The organism is Paenibacillus sp. JT22N7 (assembly GCF_059383875.1).
Genome location: NZ_JBXENY010000009.1, coordinates 218,551 through 240,173 on the forward strand (window position 1 = coordinate 218,551; position 21,623 = coordinate 240,173).

At 48.9% G+C, this 21,623-nt stretch carries 21 protein-coding genes; 1 reads left to right on the top strand and 20 read right to left on the bottom strand.

The window, feature by feature from the left end:
* Nucleotides 1-4: 4 nt before the first annotated feature.
* The 12 genes from fliF to sucC all read right to left on the bottom strand — a co-directional run bounded on the left by fliF (nt 5) and on the right by sucC (nt 12,956).
* Nucleotides 5-1,594 (bottom strand): flagellar basal-body MS-ring/collar protein FliF, encoded by a 1,590-nt coding sequence (gene fliF / locus AC50Y5_RS23600; protein WP_056038252.1) that lies wholly within the window; start codon nt 1,592-1,594, stop codon nt 5-7.
* Nucleotides 1,595-1,639: 45 nt separating this feature from the next.
* Nucleotides 1,640-1,927, bottom strand: a complete 288-nt coding sequence (gene fliE, locus AC50Y5_RS23605) for a flagellar hook-basal body complex protein FliE (RefSeq protein ID WP_081418951.1) — start codon at nt 1,925-1,927, stop codon at nt 1,640-1,642.
* Nucleotides 1,928-1,980: 53 nt separating this feature from the next.
* Nucleotides 1,981-2,430: a flagellar basal body rod protein FlgC gene (gene flgC / locus AC50Y5_RS23610; RefSeq protein WP_056038258.1), complete on the bottom strand. Its 450-nt coding sequence runs from the start codon at nt 2,428-2,430 to the stop codon at nt 1,981-1,983.
* 3 nt (nt 2,431-2,433) lie between these two features.
* Nucleotides 2,434-2,841, bottom strand: a complete 408-nt coding sequence (flgB, locus tag AC50Y5_RS23615; protein WP_056038261.1) for a flagellar basal body rod protein FlgB — start codon at nt 2,839-2,841, stop codon at nt 2,434-2,436.
* Between the two features lie 224 nt (nt 2,842-3,065).
* On the bottom strand, nt 3,066-3,836 hold the full coding sequence (gene codY / locus AC50Y5_RS23620) for a GTP-sensing pleiotropic transcriptional regulator CodY (protein ID WP_056038264.1): 771 nt from the start codon (nt 3,834-3,836) through the stop codon (nt 3,066-3,068).
* A gap of 27 nt (nt 3,837-3,863) precedes the next feature.
* Nucleotides 3,864-5,267 (bottom strand): ATP-dependent protease ATPase subunit HslU, encoded by a 1,404-nt coding sequence (gene hslU, locus AC50Y5_RS23625; RefSeq protein WP_494863959.1) that lies wholly within the window; start codon nt 5,265-5,267, stop codon nt 3,864-3,866.
* Nucleotides 5,268-5,282: 15 nt separating this feature from the next.
* Complete coding sequence (gene hslV / locus AC50Y5_RS23630) at nt 5,283-5,831, bottom strand: ATP-dependent protease subunit HslV (protein ID WP_056038270.1); 549 nt, start codon at nt 5,829-5,831, stop codon at nt 5,283-5,285.
* Nucleotides 5,832-5,900: 69 nt separating this feature from the next.
* The gene (gene trmFO / locus AC50Y5_RS23635; RefSeq protein WP_056038273.1) at nt 5,901-7,241 is read right to left on the bottom strand and encodes an FADH(2)-oxidizing methylenetetrahydrofolate--tRNA-(uracil(54)-C(5))-methyltransferase TrmFO; all 1,341 of its coding nucleotides are present in this window, start codon (nt 7,239-7,241) and stop codon (nt 5,901-5,903) included.
* A 168-nt stretch (nt 7,242-7,409) separates the two neighbouring features.
* Nucleotides 7,410-9,509 (bottom strand): type I DNA topoisomerase, encoded by a 2,100-nt coding sequence (gene topA / locus AC50Y5_RS23640; RefSeq protein ID WP_056038277.1) that lies wholly within the window; start codon nt 9,507-9,509, stop codon nt 7,410-7,412.
* A 27-nt stretch (nt 9,510-9,536) separates the two neighbouring features.
* Nucleotides 9,537-10,658: a DNA-processing protein DprA gene (gene dprA / locus AC50Y5_RS23645; RefSeq protein ID WP_494863960.1), complete on the bottom strand. Its 1,122-nt coding sequence runs from the start codon at nt 10,656-10,658 to the stop codon at nt 9,537-9,539.
* Nucleotides 10,659-10,821: 163 nt separating this feature from the next.
* Nucleotides 10,822-11,757, bottom strand: a complete 936-nt coding sequence (sucD, locus tag AC50Y5_RS23650) for a succinate--CoA ligase subunit alpha (protein ID WP_056038283.1) — start codon at nt 11,755-11,757, stop codon at nt 10,822-10,824.
* Nucleotides 11,758-11,795: 38 nt separating this feature from the next.
* A complete protein-coding gene (gene sucC / locus AC50Y5_RS23655; RefSeq protein ID WP_430162054.1) occupies nt 11,796-12,956 on the bottom strand; it encodes an ADP-forming succinate--CoA ligase subunit beta in 1,161 nt (386 codons plus the stop codon).
* Nucleotides 12,957-13,324: 368 nt separating this feature from the next.
* Here sucC and AC50Y5_RS23660 point away from each other — a divergent pair, with 368 nt between their 5' ends.
* A complete protein-coding gene (locus AC50Y5_RS23660; RefSeq protein ID WP_494863961.1) occupies nt 13,325-14,896 on the top strand; it encodes a YifB family Mg chelatase-like AAA ATPase in 1,572 nt (523 codons plus the stop codon).
* 199 nt (nt 14,897-15,095) lie between these two features.
* Here the strand turns inward: AC50Y5_RS23660 and AC50Y5_RS23665 are convergent, their stop codons facing one another.
* The 8 genes from AC50Y5_RS23665 to trmD all read right to left on the bottom strand — a co-directional run bounded on the left by AC50Y5_RS23665 (nt 15,096) and on the right by trmD (nt 21,622).
* Entirely contained in the window at nt 15,096-15,506 is a 411-nt protein-coding gene (locus tag AC50Y5_RS23665; RefSeq protein WP_494863962.1) for a YraN family protein, read from the bottom strand.
* Nucleotides 15,499-15,804 carry an EscU/YscU/HrcU family type III secretion system export apparatus switch protein gene (locus AC50Y5_RS23670; RefSeq protein ID WP_056038296.1) on the bottom strand — a complete coding sequence of 102 codons (306 nt, stop codon included), beginning with the start codon at nt 15,802-15,804 and terminating at the stop codon, nt 15,499-15,501. Before AC50Y5_RS23670 ends, AC50Y5_RS23665 begins: the two co-directional genes overlap by 8 nt.
* Complete coding sequence (locus AC50Y5_RS23675) at nt 15,801-17,726, bottom strand: TP0910 N-terminal domain-containing protein (protein ID WP_494863963.1); 1,926 nt, start codon at nt 17,724-17,726, stop codon at nt 15,801-15,803. The genes AC50Y5_RS23670 and AC50Y5_RS23675 overlap by 4 nt, the downstream gene beginning before the upstream one ends.
* Nucleotides 17,727-18,021: 295 nt before the next feature.
* Nucleotides 18,022-18,633: a ribonuclease HII gene (gene rnhB / locus AC50Y5_RS23680; RefSeq protein ID WP_099520690.1), complete on the bottom strand. Its 612-nt coding sequence runs from the start codon at nt 18,631-18,633 to the stop codon at nt 18,022-18,024.
* Nucleotides 18,634-18,693: 60 nt separating this feature from the next.
* Complete coding sequence (gene ylqF, locus AC50Y5_RS23685) at nt 18,694-19,569, bottom strand: ribosome biogenesis GTPase YlqF (protein ID WP_056038305.1); 876 nt, start codon at nt 19,567-19,569, stop codon at nt 18,694-18,696.
* 24 nt (nt 19,570-19,593) lie between these two features.
* Entirely contained in the window at nt 19,594-20,265 is a 672-nt protein-coding gene (lepB, locus tag AC50Y5_RS23690; protein ID WP_081418927.1) for a signal peptidase I, read from the bottom strand.
* 100 nt (nt 20,266-20,365) lie between these two features.
* Nucleotides 20,366-20,707: a 50S ribosomal protein L19 gene (gene rplS / locus AC50Y5_RS23695; protein ID WP_056039073.1), complete on the bottom strand. Its 342-nt coding sequence runs from the start codon at nt 20,705-20,707 to the stop codon at nt 20,366-20,368.
* A 171-nt stretch (nt 20,708-20,878) separates the two neighbouring features.
* Nucleotides 20,879-21,622, bottom strand: coding sequence for a tRNA (guanosine(37)-N1)-methyltransferase TrmD (trmD, locus tag AC50Y5_RS23700; RefSeq protein WP_056038307.1), 744 nt, complete (start codon nt 21,620-21,622; stop codon nt 20,879-20,881).
* Nucleotide 21,623 lies beyond the last annotated feature (1 nt).

The following is a 21,623-nucleotide window of genomic DNA, read 5'->3' on the forward strand; positions in this document are numbered from 1 at the left end:
ACCTCTATTCATCGACAAGCCAAGTCCGAAGTAAATTAACAAATTCATCCGGCTTGCGTTTGGCGAGTGTCTCAAGATTTTTACGTGCTTGGCTGTCATTGCTTAAGCTATCAAAATCAAGGGTAGGATATTCTACAGCCGTTGATGCTACAACCGCTTCCTGTGCTTCAGCTGCTGCTGCTTCTGCCGCTTGCTGTCTGCGTCTGCGAACGAGCAAAATAATCAAACCGGCAATAATCGCAAGTGCTGCTGCTCCAATTCCGATTGCCCATCCCATTGATAAGCCGCCAATCGTGTTTGTAGCGGTGCTTTCAGCAAATGTTTGCCCAATAAGTGAAACCTTTTTGTTGATTAAATCGTCATTATTAACATCTTGACCTGAATCAGCAAGCTGTGCACGTACCAAACCTGTCAAGAAGGTCGTAATCTCTGTACGAGATTCTGGAGTGAGTCGACTTGCTTCAACACCGATGCTAATGGATAGATCTTTAATTACGAAAGGCCCTGAAATCGTGGTACGATTAATTCTTCCAAAATCGTAATTAACAGTAGAAGAGCTTTCTTCCGAGGTAGAGTTTCCAGCGGCATCCGTTGCAGTATAGCCCGGAACATCCGTTTCTCCCGTTCCTGCTACACCGCCTGCACTGGAGCTGCCACCTGTAGAAGAACTGGTCTGATCGGACTGGCTAACAATAATTCCGTTATTATTATTGTCAGGCAGCGGCACAACCTGCTGTTCCTCTGTCTTCTTATTATCGAAGTTCAAGCTGCTTCCGATGCTGATGACTAGATTTTCGGAACCGACAATCGGTCCCAGAAACTGTTGAATATTCTTTTTCAATTCCGCTTCATATTTGCGTTGAATTTGGAATTGGCTGTCAACCGCTTCCGCTGTGCCTGCAATCGTGCCCCCTGCTTCGGAGGACATCAGCTCGCCCTGCGGACCAGAGATGGTAATGTTGTCTATTGTCGTACCTGGAACTGCCGATTTTACCAGATTGTAATAACCGTCAATTTCCTTTTGAGTTGGACGATAGCCAGCCATAAATTCCAAGGAGATGGCAGCCGTTGCTTTGTCTTTCTCTTCAGGAGTTAGAAACACGCTTTCTTCTGGCAAGTTCACAAGCACTTTAGAACTTTTCACGCCTTGCATGCGATTCAGCAATTGTTGGATCTCGCCGTTCAAGGCGCTTAAATATTTGACATTAAATTCATTTTCTGTTGTGCCGAAGGTCGAAGAGCTTTGTGTAAAAGCTTCAAAGCCAATTGATCCGTTCTGCACAAGACCAAGTGAGCCGATCGTTACCTTAGTACGTTCGGCTACAGCGCTTGGTACAGAAATACTAGTTCCGCCACTCCCTAGTTCATAAGGGATACCATTGCTATCCAGGTAGTTCATAATGGCTGCTGAGTCTGTTGTATCCAAATTTTGAAAAGCCAATTCATAATCCGTTCTTGTAAAGATTACAGTAAGAAGAATTATAGATAACAACAGTACGCCTACAGAAGCCCCCAAGCCTATTTTCTGTTTTTTTCCCATTTGACTCCAGAATTGCGAAATTCTCAGTCTAAATTGGGCGATTTTCTCGTTCACCTTGTCACCTCACCCAAATTCTTTGCCAGGTTTTTTTATCGTTCATTATACCTGCATCCGCATTATTTCTTGATATGCCTCTACAACCTTGTTGCGGATTTGTGAGGTTAGTTGAAGACTAAGCTGCGCTCTTTCGCCAGCAATCATGACCTGAGAAACATCAACTTCACCAATTAAAAACTTATCGTTAAGCTTATGTACATTTTGTTCCTGGGCGCTAACACCCTCAATTGCGTTATTTAAAAACTGGCTAAATGTTTTTGTAAGTTCTGCCGGAGTAGCTTGCTCTACAGGCGCAGCTGTCATCGTCTTTAAAGGCTGCAACTGGTTCATCGAAATGGCTTGAATCACTATATTCCTCCTCGGCTATTGTTTAATGGTTGTTGCTACTTCCCAATTTCCAATGCTTTTACAAACATCGCTTTAGAAGAATTAATGGCTGTGACATTCGCTTCATAAGAACGCGAAGCTGAAATCATATCAACCATCTCTTTCGCGACATCTACATTCGGCATATTTACATAGCCGTTTGAATCGGCATCAGGATGGGTAGGATTATATACAAGCTTCGTTGGGGCTGTGTCATCAATGATTTTGGCAACCTTTACCCCACCAGTTGTTGTACTTTTTCCCATTTTGGCATTCAGCGCATTGGAAAAGCTTGATTTCAACGGCTCCAAAACGACCATTTTCCGTTTATAAGGCACGAATTGTCCATTCTCATAACCGGCACGCGTCGTTTCCGCATTCGCAATATTTGAAGAAATAACATCCATTCGCAGGCGCTGTGCGGTTAGAGCAGAGGCGCTCGCATCAAATCCGCTGGAAATTTTCACTCTTTAACCTCTCCCTTCTATTGCTGTTCGCATCATTTTGATTTCATGATTGACTTGCTGCAAATAAGCGTTATAGCTCAGCTGATTTTTCGCAAGCAGCGACATTTCCCGATCAATATCCACATTATTCTCATTATTGTTCATGGCGGTTTCTTTATCGCTTATGACTTGAGGCGTAGGATTGACCGGCCCACCTATAGGAATATGCCTTGCATTCGTAAGCTTTCCTTTCAGCTTAGGTGAGCTATTACCCATTTGTTGTTCCAAAAGCTGTTCAAATTCAACCTCTGACCGTTTAAAATGCGGGGTATCCACATTGGCTATATTATTCGAAATGACATTTTGCCGCATTTCTGCTGCATGAACTGCCCCCTCTAGCCTTTGGAATGAAGATCCGCTTAATAAGTTCACTTTATTATCACCACTTTCGATAATTAAAAGATCCTAATATAAGGTATTCAACACACTTCGTAGCATTCCTGCTTTGTTCGACATTAAATTATTAAAAAAATGAGATCATGCTGTCGATATTTGCCGACATGTTTATATTCAACAATTCTCCAAATTATTACAATAAGAAAAAAGCCCTATCTTTAAAATAAGATAGGGCTTTTTTAGTCGTTTAGACTCATATTTTATGATTTAATTTTTTCCAGCTCTTGAAGTAGCTGGTGATTTAATATCTTAATGTAAGTTCCCTTCATTCCGAGTGATCTAGTCTCAATGACCCCCGCACTTTCTAATTTTCTTAGGGCATTTACGATTACAGACCTAGTAATACCGACCCTGTCAGCAATTTTTGAGGCTACAAGCAGCCCCTCTTTTCCTTCCAATTGCTCAAAAATATGCTCGACTGCCTCAAGCTCGCTGAACGATAACGAACCAATAGCAACCGACACGACAGCGCGACTGCGTGCCTCATGCTCAATTTCTACCGAACGCTCGCGTAAAATTTCCATGCCGACAATCGTAGACCCATATTCTGCAAGCACTAAATCATCGTCGTCAAAAGCGCCTTGGTGCCGTGTCAAAATTAGCGTGCCTAAGCGATCTCCGCCACCTGTTATCGGGACAACCGTCATAATTTCCTGCTGCCCTAGCGACGGGAAAGTCTCATAAACACCAGCATACGGCGCCACATTCGTGACCGATTCCGTCATTTCAAGAAATTGCTCGTTGCTTTCCTGCGGGAAACGCAGCTCTTCTGCCGACATGGAACGCAGCGAGTCATGATCATGCGGATTCACAGCTGCACAACCGAGCACCTTTCCCCTGCGGCTTACGACAAATACACTCGTTTGAATGGTGCTGGTCAGCACCTCCGCCATTTCTCTGAAAATAAGCGGTTTGCCAGCCGCCCGCTGCAGCAGGCGGTTTAGCGTCCTTGTTTTTGTTAATAACGTCATGCCATTGCCTCCTAAAACTCATACCAACTACAATATATATTGACTCAAATCTTTATTTTGCGCAATGCTTCCCAGCTTTTCACGAACATATTCCGGCGTGATCAGCATATGGTCCAATGTAATATCAGGCGCTTCAAAGGAAAGATCCTCAAGCAGCTTTTCCAAAATCGTATGCAGCCTTCTCGCTCCGATATTTTCAGTATTCCGATTCACTTCTGCGGCAATGGATGCCAGCTCATGAATGGCCTCATCTGAAAATTCGATTTCAATGCCTTCGGTTTGCAGCAGTGCTGTGTATTGCTTAGTCAGCGCGTTTTTCGGTTCCTTCAAAATGCTCACAAAATCATCAAGCGTAAGCGAAGTAAGCTCCACCCGAATCGGAAAACGGCCTTGCAGCTCGGGAATCAAATCGGATGGCTTCGCAATATGGAATGCACCTGCGGCAATAAAGAGCACATAATCCGTTTTTACCGGACCATATTTGGTCATAACCGTCGAGCCTTCAACGATTGGCAAAATATCACGCTGCACGCCTTCACGCGAAACATCTGGGCCATTTCCACGCGAGGAGCTCGCAATTTTGTCAATTTCATCGATAAAAATAATGCCTGACTGTTCCGCACGTGTAACCGATTCTGAAATGACATCATCCATATTGATCAGCTTGTTTGCTTCTTCCTGAATAAGCACTTTACGCGCTTCCTTAACCGGCAGCTTGCGGCGCTTCGTTTTTTTCGGCATCAGCTGTCCGAACAGCTCCTGCATATTCATGCCCATGCCTTCGGGACCTTGGCCGCCTGCGAGCATGTCCAGCATATTCGGAGCAGCATCTTCAACTTCTACCTCAACCATTTCATTTTCCAGCTTGCCAGCAGCAAGATCTGCCTGCACCTGAGCCCGTTTTTGCACAATCGTCTGATCCTGCTCCGGTTCTTCTGCTTGCAGATTGTCATTTTGCTGGTTGCCAAAAAGCATCTCGAACGGATTTTTTTGCGTCTTTTCCTTTATTTTCGAAGGAACAAGCAGCGTCACCAGCAATTCGTTTGCCAGCTTCTCCGCTTTATCTTTAACCTGCTCGGTTTTTTCCGTTTTCACCATGCGGATCGCTGTTTCAACCAAATCGCGAACCATGGATTCAACGTCGCGGCCTACGTAACCTACCTCGGTGAATTTAGTTGCCTCAAGCTTTACGAAAGGCGCTTTTACAAGCTTCGCCAATCTGCGGGCAATTTCTGTTTTACCAACGCCTGTAGGACCGATCATTAAAATATTTTTCGGCACGACCTCATCACGCAACGATTCATCAAGCTGACTTCTGCGATAACGATTGCGCAAGGCGATTGCGACCGAACGTTTCGCAGGCTTTTGACCGACAATATACTTATCCAGCTCCGCTACGATCTCTCTTGGTGTTAACGCTGCATTTGCCATATTAATCTCCTCCGTTTAAGAGCCGATTTCTTCGACAATAATATTGTGATTCGTGTAGACGCAAATATCTGCTGCAATTTCTAGCGCCGAACGGGCCATTTCCTTCGCATCCAGATGAGTGGCATGGCGCTTGAGTGCTCTAGCTGCGGACAAAGCAAAGCTGCCGCCCGAGCCAATGGCCAAAAGACCATCATCCGGCTCAATAATTTCGCCATTTCCTGAAATCAATAAAAGTCCCGTCTGATCCATGACCAGCATCATCGCTTCCAATTTGCGCAGCACACGATCCGAGCGCCATTCCTTCGCCAGCTCTACAGCCGAGCGCTGCAAATTGCCATGATGCTCCTCAAGCTTTGCCTCGAACTTCTCAAAAAGCGTAATCGCATCAGCAACCGAGCCAGCAAAACCAGCAACGACTTGCCCGCGATACAAGCGGCGTACCTTTTTCGCTTTATTTTTCATCACCATGCTGTTGCCGAACGTTACTTGACCATCCCCTGCAATCGCGCCTTTTCCCTCGTGACGGACTGCACAAATCGTCGTTGCATGAAATTCCATTTCCATCTCTTCGCCTCCTCTATGCAAATGCGCCTGTACTGATCCAAACCTTCAAAAATAGCTGCATGACCGTAATTAGTTGTTTACCAAATGCGTGAAATGCTCCTGCTTAAATTGCTCAATGCCGGCAAGCGCACGGCTCGCAATCGCTTCATTCTTTTCCTTCTTGCTCTTCAATCGTTTCTCAAGCGGCGGGAACAACCCGAAATTCGCATTCATAGGCTGAAAATGCTTGAAATCCGCCGTCGTAATATACTGTGCCATACTGCCCAGCGTCGTGTCTCCAGGAAGCACAAGCGGCTCAAGATTGCGTGCGAGACGAGCGGCGTTGAAACCGGCAATTAACCCGGAAGCCGCTGATTCTACATAACCTTCAACACCCGTCATCTGGCCAGCAAAAAATAAGGTAGGGCGATTTTTAAGCTGATAGGTCGGCTCAAGCAAACGTGGCGAATTGATGAACGTATTGCGGTGCATAACACCAAAACGCACAAACTCGGCATTTTCTAGTCCTGGAATAAGCGAGAATACCCGCTTCTGCTCGCCCCATTTCAAATGCGTTTGAAACCCAACCAAGTTATACAGCGTACCAGCCGCATTGTCCTGACGCAATTGAATAACAGCATGAGGCAGCTTGCCTGTATGCGGGTTCACAAGACCAACTGGCTTCATTGGTCCAAAAAGCACCGTTTGCTTGCCGCGGCTTGCAATAACTTCAATTGGCATACAGCCCTCAAAATATACTTCCTTTTCAAAATCTTTTATTTCCGCTTTCTCGGCATTAACGAGCGCGTCATGAAAAATTTCGAATTCCTCTTCCGTCATCGGGCAGTTCAAATAAGCGGCTTCGCCTTTATCATAGCGGGAAGCGAGATAAACTTTGCTCATATCGATAGAATCTTTCTCCACAATCGGTGCAGCAGCATCGTAAAAGTAGAAATATTCCTCGCCCAGCAGCTCGCGTACTTGCGCGGACAACGCAGGAGCTGTAAGTGGACCTGTCGCAATAATGACGATTCCGTCCGTTGGAATTTCCGTTACTTCCTCGTTGCGGACTTCAACGAGCGGATGCTCGTGCAGAAGGCGCGTTACTTCGCCGGAAAACCCATCCCGGTCAACAGCAAGCGCACCGCCCGCTGGAACTGCATGACGATCCGCGCAGCCAAGAATGAGTGAATCCAGCTGACGCATTTCCTCTTTAAGCACGCCTACGGCATTTGCCAGTCCATTTGCACGCAAGCTGTTGCTGCATACGAGCTCGGCAAACTGGTTCGTGTGGTGGGCTGGCGTTTTCGTCTCGGGCCGCATTTCATAGAGTACGACGGGTACGCCTTGGGATGCGATTTGCCAAGCGGCTTCGCTGCCGGCCAGGCCAGCTCCGATAACGGTTACTTTTGGATAGGATGATGATGACAATGAACTTACCTCCAAATCATAATACGCGCTTCGCGCAAATAAATATCATTTTTTTGCTGGGATTGCGGGGTAAACCAACAGAACGGATAAAACACAGCTGTCCTCCCTATTCAGGGAGGACCGGGTCCACTCACATGTGGAGCTGTGCACAGCATCGTAGATGCCGCTTTATGCTTCTTCTTGTTCTTCATCCTGCAGCTCTTCGGAATAATCACATGTAGGACATTGCAGCTTTGCTCCGCTGCGATTGCGTTTTTCTACGAGCATGCTTTCGCATTTCGGACATGGCTTGCCTGAAGGCTTATCCCATGAAACATAATCGCAAGCTGGATACGTATCACAGCCGTAGAAAATCCGGCCTTTTTTACTTCTCCGTTCAATAATTTTGCCTTCCTCACATTTCGGACAAGGCACGCCGATATCCTTAACGATCGGCTTCGTATTGCGGCAATCCGGAAAGCCGGAGCAAGCGAGGAATTTGCCGAAGCGCCCCATTTTATAAACCAAATGACGGCCGCATTTTTCGCAAATTTCATCGGAAACCTCATCTTGAATTTCGATTTCCTTCATTTCCTCTTCCGCTACTTCCAGACGCTTCTCGAACGAGTCGTAGAAGGTCGCAAGTACTTTGACCCAGTCCTGCGAGCCTTCCTCCACATGGTCGAGATCCCCTTCCATGTTGGCTGTAAATTCAGCATTCAGAATTTCCGGAAAAAACTCTTCCATTAGCTGGATAACAAGGTCGCCAAGCTCAGTCGGCATAAATTTCTTCTCTTCTATCGCTACGTATCCGCGCTTCTGAATCGTTTCCAGCGTAGGCGCATACGTACTTGGCCGTCCTATGCCGAGCTCCTCAAGCGTTTTCACGAGTCTGGCCTCCGTAAAACGCGGCGGCGGCTGTGTGAAATGCTGTTTAGGCTCAATGGCTTCCGCAGGAATCATATCCCCTACTTCAATTGGCGGTAGGAATTTATGCTCCTCTTCTGCCCCATCATCATTGCCTTCCACATATACTTTCATAAATCCGGCAAACTTGACCTTGGATCCATTCGCACGGAACTTGACATCGCCAGATATCATATCGACGGTCATCGTATCGAGAACGGCTGAAGACATTTGGCTGGATACGAAACGTTCCCATACCAGTTTGTACAACCGGAATTGATCGCGGCTGAGGAACGGCTTCATCGTATCCGGATCACGCATAATAGCTGTCGGCCTGATCGCCTCATGCGCATCTTGGGCATTGCTGTTCTTTTTCGCATAAATGCGAAGCTGCTCTGGCATATAAGGAGCGCCATAGCGTTCCGTAATGTATTCCTTTGCTTCTTCCTGCGCAATCGGGGATATACGAGTGGAGTCCGTTCTCATATATGTAATTAGACCGACCGTGCCTTCCTTGCCTAGCTCTACACCTTCATAAAGCTGCTGGGCAACGGACATCGTCTTAGACGCCCTGAAACCAAGCTTACGGGCGGCTTCCTGCTGCAGGGAGCTCGTAATGAATGGAGGTGCAGGATTGCGCAAACGCTCCTTCTCCTTCACTTCCGCCACTTTAAAATCAGAGCCGCTTTCCATCGCATCCAGCACGGCTTGCATTTCCTGCTCGTTGCCGAGCTCGCGCTTCTCGCCGCCAATGGAATGGTATTTGGCCTCAAATGGAACGCCGTTTTGCGATACCTTTGCAGTAATCGACCAATATTCTTCCGGCACAAATTCATCGATCTCATTTTCGCGGTCAATAATCAGCTTGACGCATACCGATTGAACGCGGCCAGCAGAAAGGCCCTTCTTGACCTTTTTCCACAGAAGCGGACTGATCTTGTAGCCGACAAGACGATCTAGAATACGTCTCGCCTGCTGCGCATTAACCAAATCCATATTGATTTTGCGCGGCGTCTTAAAAGCATCCTTAACCGCTTGCTTCGTTATTTCATTAAATACAACGCGGCAAGTATCCGAGGCATCCAGCTCCAAATAATGAGCCAAATGCCATGCAATAGCTTCCCCTTCGCGATCCGGGTCAGCCGCCAGATAAACATGCTTCACTTTTTTGCTGGCGCTTTTGAGTTCTTTCAGTACGCTGCCTTTGCCGCGAATCGTAATATATTTTGGATTGAAATCATTTTCAACTTCGACGCCAATCTGACTTTTCGGCAAATCGCGAATATGGCCCATGGAAGCCTTAACAATATATTTGCTGCCTAAATACTTCCCTATTGTTTTCGCTTTGGCTGGTGATTCGACGATAACTAATGAGTCTGCCACGTTAGGCGCCCCCCTCTCTACTGCTTACTACAATGCTATATATAGCGATCCAGACTGCTGCTCGATCCTACGTTTTATACATAAATTTATCAGAAGAGCGCTTAAATGTCCAAAAGGAACAGCTATCAGCTGGTGTAATTCATTAATGGATAATGGACGCTCTCGCAGCAGTGCGATAATTTTTCGTTCATCAGCGGACAATTCCTTGTCCGATTGGCGCTGTGAAAAGGCAGAAGAATTCGACTGTTTCAGCCATTCATCGCCAAGCCATGTGTATTCTTCAAAAATATGCTCGGCCGCGCTAACCAGCTTTGCTCCTTGGCGTATAAGCGAATTAGGCCCTTCACTTTTAGGAGAAGAAATCGGACCCGGCACAGCGAATAAATCACGGTTCATATCCAGCGCTTGCGCTGCTGTAATCAAAGAACCGCTGCCAATTGCCCCCTCTATGACGAGTGTGCCAAGGGAAAGCCCTGCAATAATTCGGTTGCGCAGCGGAAACATGCCGGGATGCAGCGGCGTACCGATTGGCGTTTCCGAGAGCAATAGCCCCTCTTCCGCTATATGGCGATACAAAGTTCTATTCTCTGAAGGATAACAACAATCTACGGCGCATGCAAGCACGGCTATCGTGCTACCAACTCCTCGCAGAGCGGCCTCATGCGCCTTGCTATCGATTCCACGGGCTAAACCGCTCGCAATAGTCATCCCGCCTGCCGAAAGCTGCTCAGAGAGCATAGAAGCAGTATGACGGCCATATGCGGTAGGATTGCGCGTTCCGACGATTGCTATGATTGGGCGCTTCAACAGCTCCAGACGGCCAATCGCATACAACACCCATGGCGGCTGCGGAATTTGCAGCAAATAGTTTGGATAGGCTTCATCAAACGGTGTAATGACACTAGCTCCAAGCTGAACGGCCTTTTCATAGGAAGAGCCTGAAGCAACGAGTCCTTGCCCTATTCGCTTAACAGCCGACCGTGCCTGCTGGGTGCTAAAACCGGCCTTAACATAGGCTGCTTCATCCTGACCGCTGCCCTCTCGCCACGCGCCGCTCGCTACTGCCTTCTGAATCGTGCGCCAGCCAATGCCTGGCACTTCGCTAAGCATCATTACGATTTGCCTGCATTCATCATGATCACGTTCCATATCGTTCGGCCTCCATTATAATGAGGCACGCCCTTACATTCTTTCCTATTGTGCGTTACATGGCTGAAGAATGCAAGTCGCCCTCTCATCTTCATAAAAAAAAGCAACCTTTCAGCTCCCGCTAACGGGAATCGAAAGGTTGCTTACCTTTTTCAAAGCTTTATTATTTTGCAACAGTTGTGCATTTTTCCAACAGGCCTTGCTCTTCAAGCACCGATACGAGCGTGGAGCCCATATCCGATGGAGTAGGCGCTACTTTAATTCCGCATGCTTCAAGCGTAGCGATTTTTTCAGCAGCTGTTCCTTTGCCTCCGGAAATGATCGCGCCAGCATGGCCCATACGTTTGCCTGGAGGCGCTGTTGCGCCGCCGATAAAGCCTACAACCGGCTTTTTCATATTGGCTTTAACCCATTCTGCCGCTTCTTCTTCTGCTGTACCGCCAATTTCACCGATCATAATAACCGCGTAAGTATCAGGGTCATCATTGAAACGGCTCAAAATGTCGATAAACTCGGAGCCTTTCACTGGGTCGCCGCCAATACCGACTGCAGAGGATTGTCCAATGCCGCGAGTCGTCAGCTGGTGAACCGCCTCGTAAGTCAATGTTCCCGAGCGGGAAACAACGCCTACATGGCCTTTCGTGTGAATGTAGCCTGGCATAATGCCGATTTTACATTCGTCTGGTGTAATAACACCTGGACAGTTAGGTCCGATCAAAATCGATTTGCTGCCTTCCATATAACGCTTAACTTTGACCATGTCTAGTACCGGAATGCCTTCCGTAATACAGATAACAAGTTCAAGTCCAGCGTCAACGGCTTCTAGAATAGAATCAGCTGCAAATGCTGGCGGCACATAAATAACCGAAGCTGTAGCGCCAGTCGCTTTTACCGCCTGCTCAACAGTGTTAAACACTGGAAGCGATACCGTTGAACCGTTTTCAAGAGTGATATCGACGTTAGTTCCGCCTTTACCCGGCGTTACTCCGCCTACCATTTGCGTACCGTAATCGAGTGCGCCTTTCGCGTGAAACAAGCCAGTTGCGCCCGTAATCCCTTGCGTAATCACTTTTGTATCTTTGTTTACCAAAATGCTCATCGAATCTCACATCCCCGTCCATGAATTCATACGCGTATTTATTTCACGAGAGCGACAATTTTTTGTGCGCCGTCTGACATAGAGTCCGCTGCTACGATGTTCAGTCCCGACTCGTTCAGCATTTTTTTACCCAATTCAACGTTTGTGCCTTCCAGTCTTACGACAAGCGGACGATCGAGGCCAATTTCCTTCGCGGCCGCAATAACGCCATCCGCAATAACGTCACAACGCATAATGCCGCCAAAAATATTAACGAAAATCCCTTTAACATTTTCATCGGACAAAATGATTTTGAACGCTTCTGTTACTTTCTCTTTCGTTGCACCGCCGCCTACGTCCAGGAAGTTCGCAGGGTCGCCGCCATAATATTTGATAATGTCCATTGTCGCCATAGCAAGGCCTGCGCCATTAACCATGCAGCCAATGTTGCCATCAAGGGCAATGTAGCTGAGATCGTATTTGGAAGCTTCGATTTCTTTCGCATCTTCCTCTTCCAGATCGCGCAATGCGACAATATCCTTATGACGGTATAGTGCATTGGAGTCAAAATTCAGCTTCGCATCCAATGCCATCACTTCACCATCGCCAGTTACGACAAGTGGATTGATCTCGGCAATAGAACAATCTTTCTCAACGAAAGCGTTGTACAACGAAATCATGAATTTAACAGCTTTGTTAACGAGTGCAGTTGGAATGTTGATTGCATAAGCGAGCTTACGCGCTTGGAACACTTGCAGTCCCACAGCTGGATCAACGATTTCCTTAAAAATTTTCTCAGGGGAATGCTCGGCAACTTCTTCAATTTCCGTGCCGCCTTCCTCTGAAGCCATAATGACGACGCGGCCTGTGCCACGGTCAAGAACAGCACCGATATAATATTCTTTCTTGATGTCACAGCCCTGCTCAATAAGAAGGCGCTTAACTTCTTTACCTTCTGGGCCAGTTTGATGCGTAACGAGCACTTTTCCAAGGATTTCTCCTGCATATGCGCGAACTTCATCCAAGCTTTTTGCGACTTTAACACCGCCAGCTTTACCACGGCCGCCCGCATGGATTTGTGCTTTTACAACAACAACTTTCGTACCAAGCTCTTCTGCTGCTGCAACCGCTTCATCAACGGTGAACGCAACTTTGCCCTCAGGCACAACTACACCATACTGTTTCAATAACGCTTTGCCTTGATACTCATGGATATTCATTGTTGAAATCCTCCATTTCATAGACCGAAATCAGTCGTATGTACACAAACATCTATTATCATAGCATTTTTCCTCTGGTGTTACCTTATATTCGTGCAAGAAGACTTCGGCTTTTTTGATATGGATTCAATCTCAATTTGAGATTAAACGCCACAATCCGCTAATTTACTGCCTTTTACTCGCATCCACCACCCTTTCGTTCAATATTTGACAAAAATGGACAGCGCCCATTATGATTAGTTTGTACCAAACATTCGTTTGCTACTCCATAAGAGCAATCCATTATGGCATTTCACTTAAAATCATAACCGCGATATACAGGACGTAAGGAAGCACCTTCATCCCACTAATTGGAGGTGCTTTTTGTTATGTTCAGCTTAATGCAGAGCGCGACCGTTTATGGCGTCGAAGGCAAAGAAATTGCAGTGGAGGTCGATATTGCAAGCGGCCTGCCGCAAATTGCGGTGGTCGGGCTGCCAGACCCCGCTGTACGGGAATCCGTCGAGCGAGTACGGGCTGCTATTAAAAATAGCGGCTTCACCTTCCCGATGGAGCGTATTACCGTCAACCTTGCCCCTGCCGATTTGCGCAAGGAAGGCACGGCGTTTGACCTTGCCATAGCTGCTGGCATTTTGGCGGCTAGCGGACAATTAAATGCGGCACTCTTTCATAACACGATGATGCTGGGCGAGCTTTCGCTTAACGGATCTATTAGGCCGGTAACCGGCGTGCTTGCGATGATCGAACAGGCCAAAAAATCAGGCATCCGCCGCGTGCTGCTGCCGCTCGCCAATGCTCCGGAGGCTGCCTGGATAGCCGGTATGGAGCTTTTTGCTATCAAGCATTTAATGGATTTGCGTCCACAGGATAGCGAGGGGTTGGAGGCGATTCGCTGTCCTCCGTCCCAACAAAATGGCGACAAGAGCTATTCTGGGATGTTGGCTGAAAATAAACCTAAGCTTGCGCCTCACTGCGGCGACTACAGCGATGTTATCGGTCAGCAGCTGGCCAAGCGTGCGCTCGTTATTGCTGCGGCAGGTCGGCATAATGTGCTGTTTTCAGGCCCGCCGGGCACAGGAAAAACGATGATGATTCGCAGGCTGCCAACCATTCTCCCGCCTTTGACCGAGCAGGAAGCGATTGAAGTGACCAAAATATACAGCGCTGCCGGAAAGCTGTCTACTGACAATCAAGGACTGATTGCTGCTGCCCCTTTCCGCGCCCCGCATCATACGATTTCTGCAGGCGGACTCGTAGGTGGCGGATCTGTGCCAAAACCTGGCGAAGTGACACTCGCCCACCATGGCGTGCTGTATTTAGACGAACTGCCTGAGTTTTCGCGGCAAACACTTGAGGTACTGAGGCAGCCATTGGAAGATGGAATTGTGACGATTGCGCGCACTAGCGCCGTCTTTCATTTCCCCGCCCGCTTTATTTTAGCTATGTCATTTAATCCTTGTCCTTGCGGATTTTCAGGGCATGAGACATTAGATAAACGCTGTACCTGCACGGATGCCATCATTACCCGGTATAAATCCAAGCTGTCCGGTCCGCTTCTCGATCGGATCGACATCCAGCTTGAGGTTCCGCAGCCCATTGACCTCGGCAGCTCAATAACGGATATTAGCCGCAACAATCTGTCCTCTGAAGCGATGCGCCGCCTTGTCGAAGCAGCTCGGAAACGGCAGAAAGCACGTTTTGCAAAGCTGAAAATCGAGGGCGATGCAAGCTTATCTGGCTCATCCCTGCACCGGGTGATGCTGATTCGCCAGGATGCTGCGGAGCTGCTTGGGCAAGCGCTCCAAACGCTCCCTATCAGCATGCGTGCCCATGACCGCATTATGCGCCTTTCGCGAACGGTAGCTGATGTTGAAGGCAGCCACTATATCGAGGCCGAGCATGTAGCAGAAGCTATCCAATATCGAAAGCTACACTTATAAGCTGTTCAAAATAGGGTTAGGCATATAAGAGCAGAGCCGATTTAAACAAGTAATTTTAAACAAGTAATCCATCAAACAACAAAAGGAGCATCACCGCCTATTGCGCAGTGATGCTCCTTTCATTTTTAGCAGGACGGCTTTCATATTCCAATATCTGGGACTCACACGCTTTAAATGTTCGCAATTCAACCATGCACCGCTAAAATGCCGCTATTATATGCTTCAGCTCACTTATTGCATCATCGTGCTCCAGCGTAATAGCAACGACATCAAAGCGTATGCTCCGTTCCAGCTGCCGAGTCAGCTTCAAGTAAACTTGCGCTGTTTCCGCCACTTGTTTTTGCTTGCGCCAGTCAACCGACTCCGCGGCTGTGCCGAAACGCCCGCCTGACCGGCGTGTGCGCACCTCGACAAATACCAGCTTGTCTTCCCCGCACACAATGAGATCCAGCTCGCCCGATCGGCAGCGCCAGTTGCGCTCCTCAATCGTATAGCCGGCTTCCAGCAAGTAGGCTTCTGCAGCAGCTTCCCCAAGCTTTCCGGTCCATTTGCGCTTGTCCGCCCGCTTGCTGCTTGTCAGTTCAGGCTGGTCTGGCTTTCTATTAGTCATTCAAATCCCTCGCCTTACGATCCGAGCGATAAACAAAGCTGAGTATTTCCGCTACCAGCGTATAAAGCTCAGGTGGAATCGTCTGATCGATATCAAGCTTGGACAGCACTTCTACAAGCGAAGCATCCTCCTGCATCGGAATGCCGTTTTCCTTCGCCTTTTCTATTAGCTGCTCTGCTAAATAGCCTTTGCCTTTCGCAACGACGACAGGCGCTGTTCCGACGCCCGGCTCGTATTTGAGCGCAACTGCCCGCCGTATCGGTTCAGGTTTGTTGTTCTTGTTTTCTTCTGCGCTCATACCTTCAGGTCCACCCCTTTATAACGGCCGGAAAGAAACGTCCTTGGGGCAGTAATATGTCCTTCTGCAGCTCCATCAGCAGCGTGCTCCTCATTTTCTGCAATCGGAGAGGTTCGCAGCGACAGCAGCTGGTAGCCCGCCTGATTCAAGCTGTCTGCAACTTCCGCTCGGGAAGATTTCGCAAGACCATCCATTGCCGGATGATTATTCCACAGTGTCAAGCTTACAATTTTGTCCACGACATGGACGTCTACTACCGTATCTCCTAGCGTTTTCATCGATAAATCAAATAGCAGCCGGCAATTATCCGCATCCAGCTCGCCCTTTCGGCCTCGCCGCGTTTGAATATGGACCGATGCCGTCTGATTGCCGTCATCTCCCTTAAAAGGAACGAAAACGGTGAGATGGCTGAAAAGGGCGCCATTGCGCTCAGGAGACATTAGCAGCTGCTGGCCTGTAATATGCTGCACTAGCTGATGCGCCGCCTCTTTAAGTGCGGCGGGCGCGTCATCGGAGGTTGAAAGCGCGAGAAGTACGCTTTTCAGCGATTCCTGCACATTCTGCTTATTATCTTGAGCAAGAGCAGGCAATGGCTCCCCTTTGTACCCTTGCAGCGTATTCGCCCCAGAATCGGCTTTCAGCAAGTCAGCGCCAAGTTTACTGCCTTCAGGCAGCTTGTCGCTTGCCGCTGCTGCCTGCTGGTGTGCTTGGGCAGCTGCTAGAGGCCGCTCAGCTGCTCCAGAACGCTCTTGCAGCTGTCCGGAGCTTGCATTGCGCCCAGACGCGTTTTCACCGCGCAGCGCCTGTTCTGCGCCGTTACGGGACTGATTGGCGACACCCTGCTCTGCTTCTGCAGCGGCAGGCTCCGTCGAGCCTGCCGCTGGCTGTATCTGAATGCCAAGCAGTTGCTTTCCGAGCTGCTGCTCGTGATCGACACCGAGCCACTTCATCATCTGGCCGAGCCAGTTGGCCGGACTGGCTTCCGCTTTGCCAGCCGCTCCTGCTGCCGCAGCGGCGGCCCCCGTTCCCGCAGCAGCATCGCCTTTGCTTGCTGCCACAGCCGCTTCAGCCCCGCTCGCCTTCGCGGGCTGTCCACTGCTTGCCGTCTCCGCCGCTCTCGCCGCGGCGGCTCCCGCTTCTGCTCCGCGCGGCTGCAGCGCATTCGCGCGCCCGGCTTCGCCAGCGGCGGCTTCCGGCTTCTCGCCGCCGCCAAGCCCCCGCAGCAGCTCTGCGCCTTCGCCGAGCAGCGCTTGCAGCTTGCCCAGCTGCTGCGCAAGCTGGGCCTCCTTCCCGCCCGCCTGCGCCTGCCCGCTGGCGGCTTCCTTGCCGCCGGCTGCAGCCGCAGTCGTCGCCAGCTGGCTCAGCTGGTCCAGCAGCTCATGCGCCGCTGGACCAAACATCACCTGCTGCAGCGCACTAATCGTTGCTGCCGTCACAGGCAAACCGCGCTTGAATGCCGAGGCTGCCGCCTGCATCCATTGCTCTGTATCCGCACCAGACGGCATAGCTGCCGCCGCTTGCTGAAACACCTGCGCGGCATCCTTGTTCAGCGGGATGCCTTCTTGATTTAAGTTCTTTATGATTTGCGCCGCCCATTTCTGGTCGGGCAAAGCGAACTGCTTAAGCAGATCCTTAATTGACTGTTCCGGCAGCTCGGCGAGCGAAGCGTCTATTTGCTTCAGCATAATAAGGCCGCCTTCCGCCTGCGCCCCAACCTGAAGCATCGCTGCTTGGCCTGCGGCCAACGGCACCTCAAGCGTCGCCCTTACCTGCACGCCGTTGATTTGCACAATGGCCTCATTGTTGTCCGATACCTGCAGCACCAGGGCGCGTACCGTCTGTCCCGGCTTCAGCTCAGCTGAACGTATATCCGTTCCCGACGCTTCGCCCAGCATGCTTCTCATCATTTGTCCAATATTCATTGCCATCGCTCCCGTTTTACGATGAAATTCAGCTTACGCCCGTCAGGCTTCATTCTGCTTCGCTATCAAAACATGCTTTATTACCTTTATCGGCTAGTCGCCTTCGTATGATGAATCAGCTTTTTCGCCGCTTGCTCAATCAACCCCTATTTAACCCCCATTATACAAAAAAAAGACGGCGCATGCGCTGCACCAACAGCGCGCCGTCTTTCTTTATTTAAGCAAATCTAGCGATAGCCAAACCGCCCAATGCCATTATCCAAATAAGCATATAAACTTATAATCCGCCGCTCGTTTAAAATAATTGCTGCTGCTCCGCAAATATTTTCCCAAGAAAGGTTTTGCGATGCAGCGGGCTCGCCCCATACTCTAGCAGCCGCTCGCGATGTAGCTTGGTCGGGTAGCCCTTATGTACAGCTATGCCGTATTCTGGATACAGCTGCTCCCATTCATCCGCACATAAACGATCGCGCGTTACTTTGGCCAAAATCGATGCAGCAGCAATCGTCTGGCTGTTGGCATCCCCTTTGATGATCGCAAGCTGCGGCTTTGGCACATCCACTTTCTCTGCATCAATGAGCAAATAATCAGGCTCTATCGCCAATGATTCGATTGAAAGCTTCATTGCAAGCCTAGCAGCCTGCTTAATATTAATGCGGTCAATTTCAGCAGCGTCTACACGGGTAACCGACCACGCGATACACTTTTCGATAATGATATCATAAAGCTGATCCCGCTTTTTCTCCGAGAGCTTCTTGGAATCATTTACCCCTTCAATGACCAGATCAGGCGGCAAAATGACAGCAGCAGCGACGACATCGCCGAACAGGCAGCCCCGGCCAACCTCATCCACACCAGCAATTGCCTGGCAGCCTTCACTCCACAGCTTACGTTCATACTCCAGCATATCCGCCTATCCCCCGCTTCAAATCCTCAGGACTACAAGGACACTCATTGCATCAAAAATCTAGCTATTTTGCTTCCACGGTGCTTCAAGCGAAATATGGCCGAACTTGCCCGCACGCAGCTCCCGCAAAATAATGCCCGAAACCTTCTCCAGGTCAACTCGCGCTCCGCTCTGCAAACAACCACGCTTGCGTCCGATTTCCTCCATCACCTTGACGATTTCATCAGACTCATTCGTATCCGGCTGTTCCATCGTCAACTCGAAGCGCTCTTTCACACTATTCCAGTAACGGTCAACCAATTCCTTCAAAGCAAAAAACGCAATATCTTCAATATTCAAAACCTGCTCGCGAATCGCACCTGTCATCGCAAGGCGATAGCCGACAAGCTCATCCTCGAACTTCGGCCACAAAATGCCCGGCGTGTCTAGCAGTTCCATATCCTTGCCTGCTTTTATCCACTGTTGGCCTTTTGTTACGCCTGGCCGATCACCAGTAAGCGCAATATTGCGACCCGCCAGACGGTTGATCAGCGTCGATTTCCCCACATTCGGAATGCCGACGATGAGACCGCGCACCGCTCTTGGATTAATGCCCTTTGCGATTTGACGGTCAATTTTTTCCTGCAGCAGTTCTTTTGCTTTAACCGGAACCTCGTTTACCCGCGTTCCTGTTGAAGAATCGACCGCAATACATTCATGGCCTTCTCCCTTAAAATACGTAATCCATTGCTCTGTCACCTTTGCATCTGCTAGGTCAGACTTGTTGAGCACGATCAGCCGCGGCTTGCCGCCCAAAATTTCATCGACAATCGGGTTGCGGCTGGACATTGGAATACGTGCATCAAGCAGCTCGATCGTTACATCAATCAGCTTGAGCTTGTCCTGTATTTGTCGTTTCGCCCGCGTCATATGACCGGGGAACCATTGAATCGTCAATTTCTCACCTCATTCAAATGCCAATTAATGCTTAATAAAGCTCAGCTTGTTCAGCGGCCAGAAAATAACTTCCGCCCGTCCTACAAGCTCTTTATCCGAAATATAACCAAGGGCACGGCTGTCCTGGCTGTTGCTGCGATTGTCGCCCATTGCGAAAATCGTATCCTCCGGCACAGTCGCTTCCGTTATTCGCTCATTAGGAAAATCTGATTCTGTATTATAAAGCTGACCATTTGCCTGAGCCTGTTTAATGGCATCCGCAATGTATGGCTCTTCCAATTTCACATCATTAATGAAGACGTCATCGCCTTGAACCTTGATCGTATCTCCTGGCAGTCCAATGACGCGTTTAATAAAATCTCTGCCTTGTTCCGGGACATGGAATACGACAACCTCGCCTCTGTCAGGCTCACGGAATTTGTACAAAATTTTATTCACAATGAGACGCTCGCCTGTTTCAAAGTTTGGATGCATGGATTCACCTTCAACCATAAACGGCGCAAACAGAAAACTGCGGATAATGACGACCAGCACGACTGCTATAGCAAGCGCTTTGATCCACTCTACCGTTTCTTTCATCGCTTTTGCTTTTTGGCTAGGCGCTGCCTTGTCAGACTCAGCAGATGGAGTAGCCGTTTCGGCGCTATCTGATGTGATTTCAGTTACATTTTCATCATTACGTGATTGCTGGTCCATAAAAACGCCTTCTTTCCATCCTCGAATTCATACTTTCTGACAAGCTGTAAGAATAACGAAAGGGAGCTTGTTTAACCAAGCCCCCTCTTGTCTATTCGACTTAACGAATTTCTTTAATTCTAGCTGCTTTACCACGAAGGTTACGTAGGTAGTACAGTTTAGCGCGACGTACTTTACCACGACGTGCCACATCGATACGATCGATTTTAGGCGAGTTCAACGGGTAAGTTCTTTCGACGCCAACACCGTAGGAAATTTTACGTACTGTAAAAGTTTCGCTAATACCGCCGCCACGACGTTTGATTACAACGCCTTCAAATAGCTGGATCCGCTCGCGGGATCCCTCGATAACTTTAACGTATACTTTCAACGTGTCACCGGGACGAAAGTTAGGAAGGTCTTTGCGAAGCTGCTCTTGCGTAATCGCTTGTACGAGATTCATCTTGGATTCACTCCTTCCACCATAGACGTTCTTAATAGCTCTCCAACTTCCCATTTGAAATTGGGTCATTACCATTAGCGGACCGTCCGATTAATACGAACAACATTTGAAATCATACCATATTCAAACCCAAATTTCAACATCTTTTTCCGGGCTTGCCAACATTATCGCTTAAGACTGCTGTTTGTCCAAGGAAGCAAGCCATTTACGCTCCTTGGCGGTCAATTCAGCCTTCTCCAGCAGGTCAGGACGCCTGCTCCGTGTGCGAAGCAGCGATTGCTCGCGGCGCCATGTCTCGATGCGGCTATGGTGGCCGGAAATAAGCACCTCCGGCACCTCCATATCACGAAATACAGCGGGCCTTGTATAATGCGGATGCTCCAGCAGGCCTGTGCTGTATGAATCTGTTACTGCCGAAGTTTCATTGCCAAGGACGCCAGGAAGCAGGCGTGCTACGCTGTCGATAACAACCATCGCAGGAAGCTCCCCGCCAGTCAGCACATAGTCGCCAATCGAAAGCTCATCCGTTACTAAATGCTCGCGTATACGCTCATCATAACCCTCGTAATGACCGCAAATCATAATCAGATGCTCTTCCTTCGCCAGCTCCTCTGCCTTCTGCTGGGTGAAGGTTTCCCCTTGTGGACACATTAAAATAACACGCGGACGGGATCCTGTTCCGACCTGCTCCATTAAGTGCTCAACAGCCGAAAATACAGGCTCTGCTTTAAGCACCATGCCTCCTCCTCCGCCATACGGATAGTCGTCTACCGTATTATGCTTATTGCCGGAGTAAGAGCGAAAATTAATGGCATTCAGTGCTACGATGCCTTTTTCCTGTGCCTTGCCAAGAATACTGGCCCCAAACACGCCATCGAACATTTCAGGGAAGAGCGTAAGCACATCTACTCTCACG

What these genes read in the sequence shown, in the direction of transcription:
- AC50Y5_RS23670 (WP_056038296.1), bottom strand. Translation starts at nt 15,804, where the DNA reads ATGAGCGCAGAAGAAAACAAGAACAACAAACCTGAACCGATACGGCGG.
- hslU (WP_494863959.1), bottom strand. Translation starts at nt 5,267, where the DNA reads ATGGCAAATGCAGCGTTAACACCAAGAGAGATCGTAGCGGAGCTGGAT.
- codY (WP_056038264.1), bottom strand. Translation starts at nt 3,836, where the DNA reads ATGACGTTATTAACAAAAACAAGGACGCTAAACCGCCTGCTGCAGCGG.
- rnhB (WP_099520690.1), bottom strand. Translation starts at nt 18,633, where the DNA reads ATGCTGGAGTATGAACGTAAGCTGTGGAGTGAAGGCTGCCAGGCAATT.
- sucC (WP_430162054.1), bottom strand. Translation starts at nt 12,956, where the DNA reads ATGAATATCCATGAGTATCAAGGCAAAGCGTTATTGAAACAGTATGGT.
- hslV (WP_056038270.1), bottom strand. Translation starts at nt 5,831, where the DNA reads ATGGAAATGGAATTTCATGCAACGACGATTTGTGCAGTCCGTCACGAG.
- fliE (WP_081418951.1), bottom strand. Translation starts at nt 1,927, where the DNA reads ATGAACCAGTTGCAGCCTTTAAAGACGATGACAGCTGCGCCTGTAGAG.
- dprA (WP_494863960.1), bottom strand. Translation starts at nt 10,658, where the DNA reads ATGGAACGTGATCATGATGAATGCAGGCAAATCGTAATGATGCTTAGC.
- lepB (WP_081418927.1), bottom strand. Translation starts at nt 20,265, where the DNA reads ATGGACCAGCAATCACGTAATGATGAAAATGTAACTGAAATCACATCA.
- AC50Y5_RS23660 (WP_494863961.1), top strand. Translation starts at nt 13,325, where the DNA reads ATGTTCAGCTTAATGCAGAGCGCGACCGTTTATGGCGTCGAAGGCAAA.
- AC50Y5_RS23675 (WP_494863963.1), bottom strand. Translation starts at nt 17,726, where the DNA reads ATGAATATTGGACAAATGATGAGAAGCATGCTGGGCGAAGCGTCGGGA.
- rplS (WP_056039073.1), bottom strand. Translation starts at nt 20,707, where the DNA reads ATGAATCTCGTACAAGCGATTACGCAAGAGCAGCTTCGCAAAGACCTT.
- sucD (WP_056038283.1), bottom strand. Translation starts at nt 11,757, where the DNA reads ATGAGCATTTTGGTAAACAAAGATACAAAAGTGATTACGCAAGGGATT.
- AC50Y5_RS23665 (WP_494863962.1), bottom strand. Translation starts at nt 15,506, where the DNA reads ATGACTAATAGAAAGCCAGACCAGCCTGAACTGACAAGCAGCAAGCGG.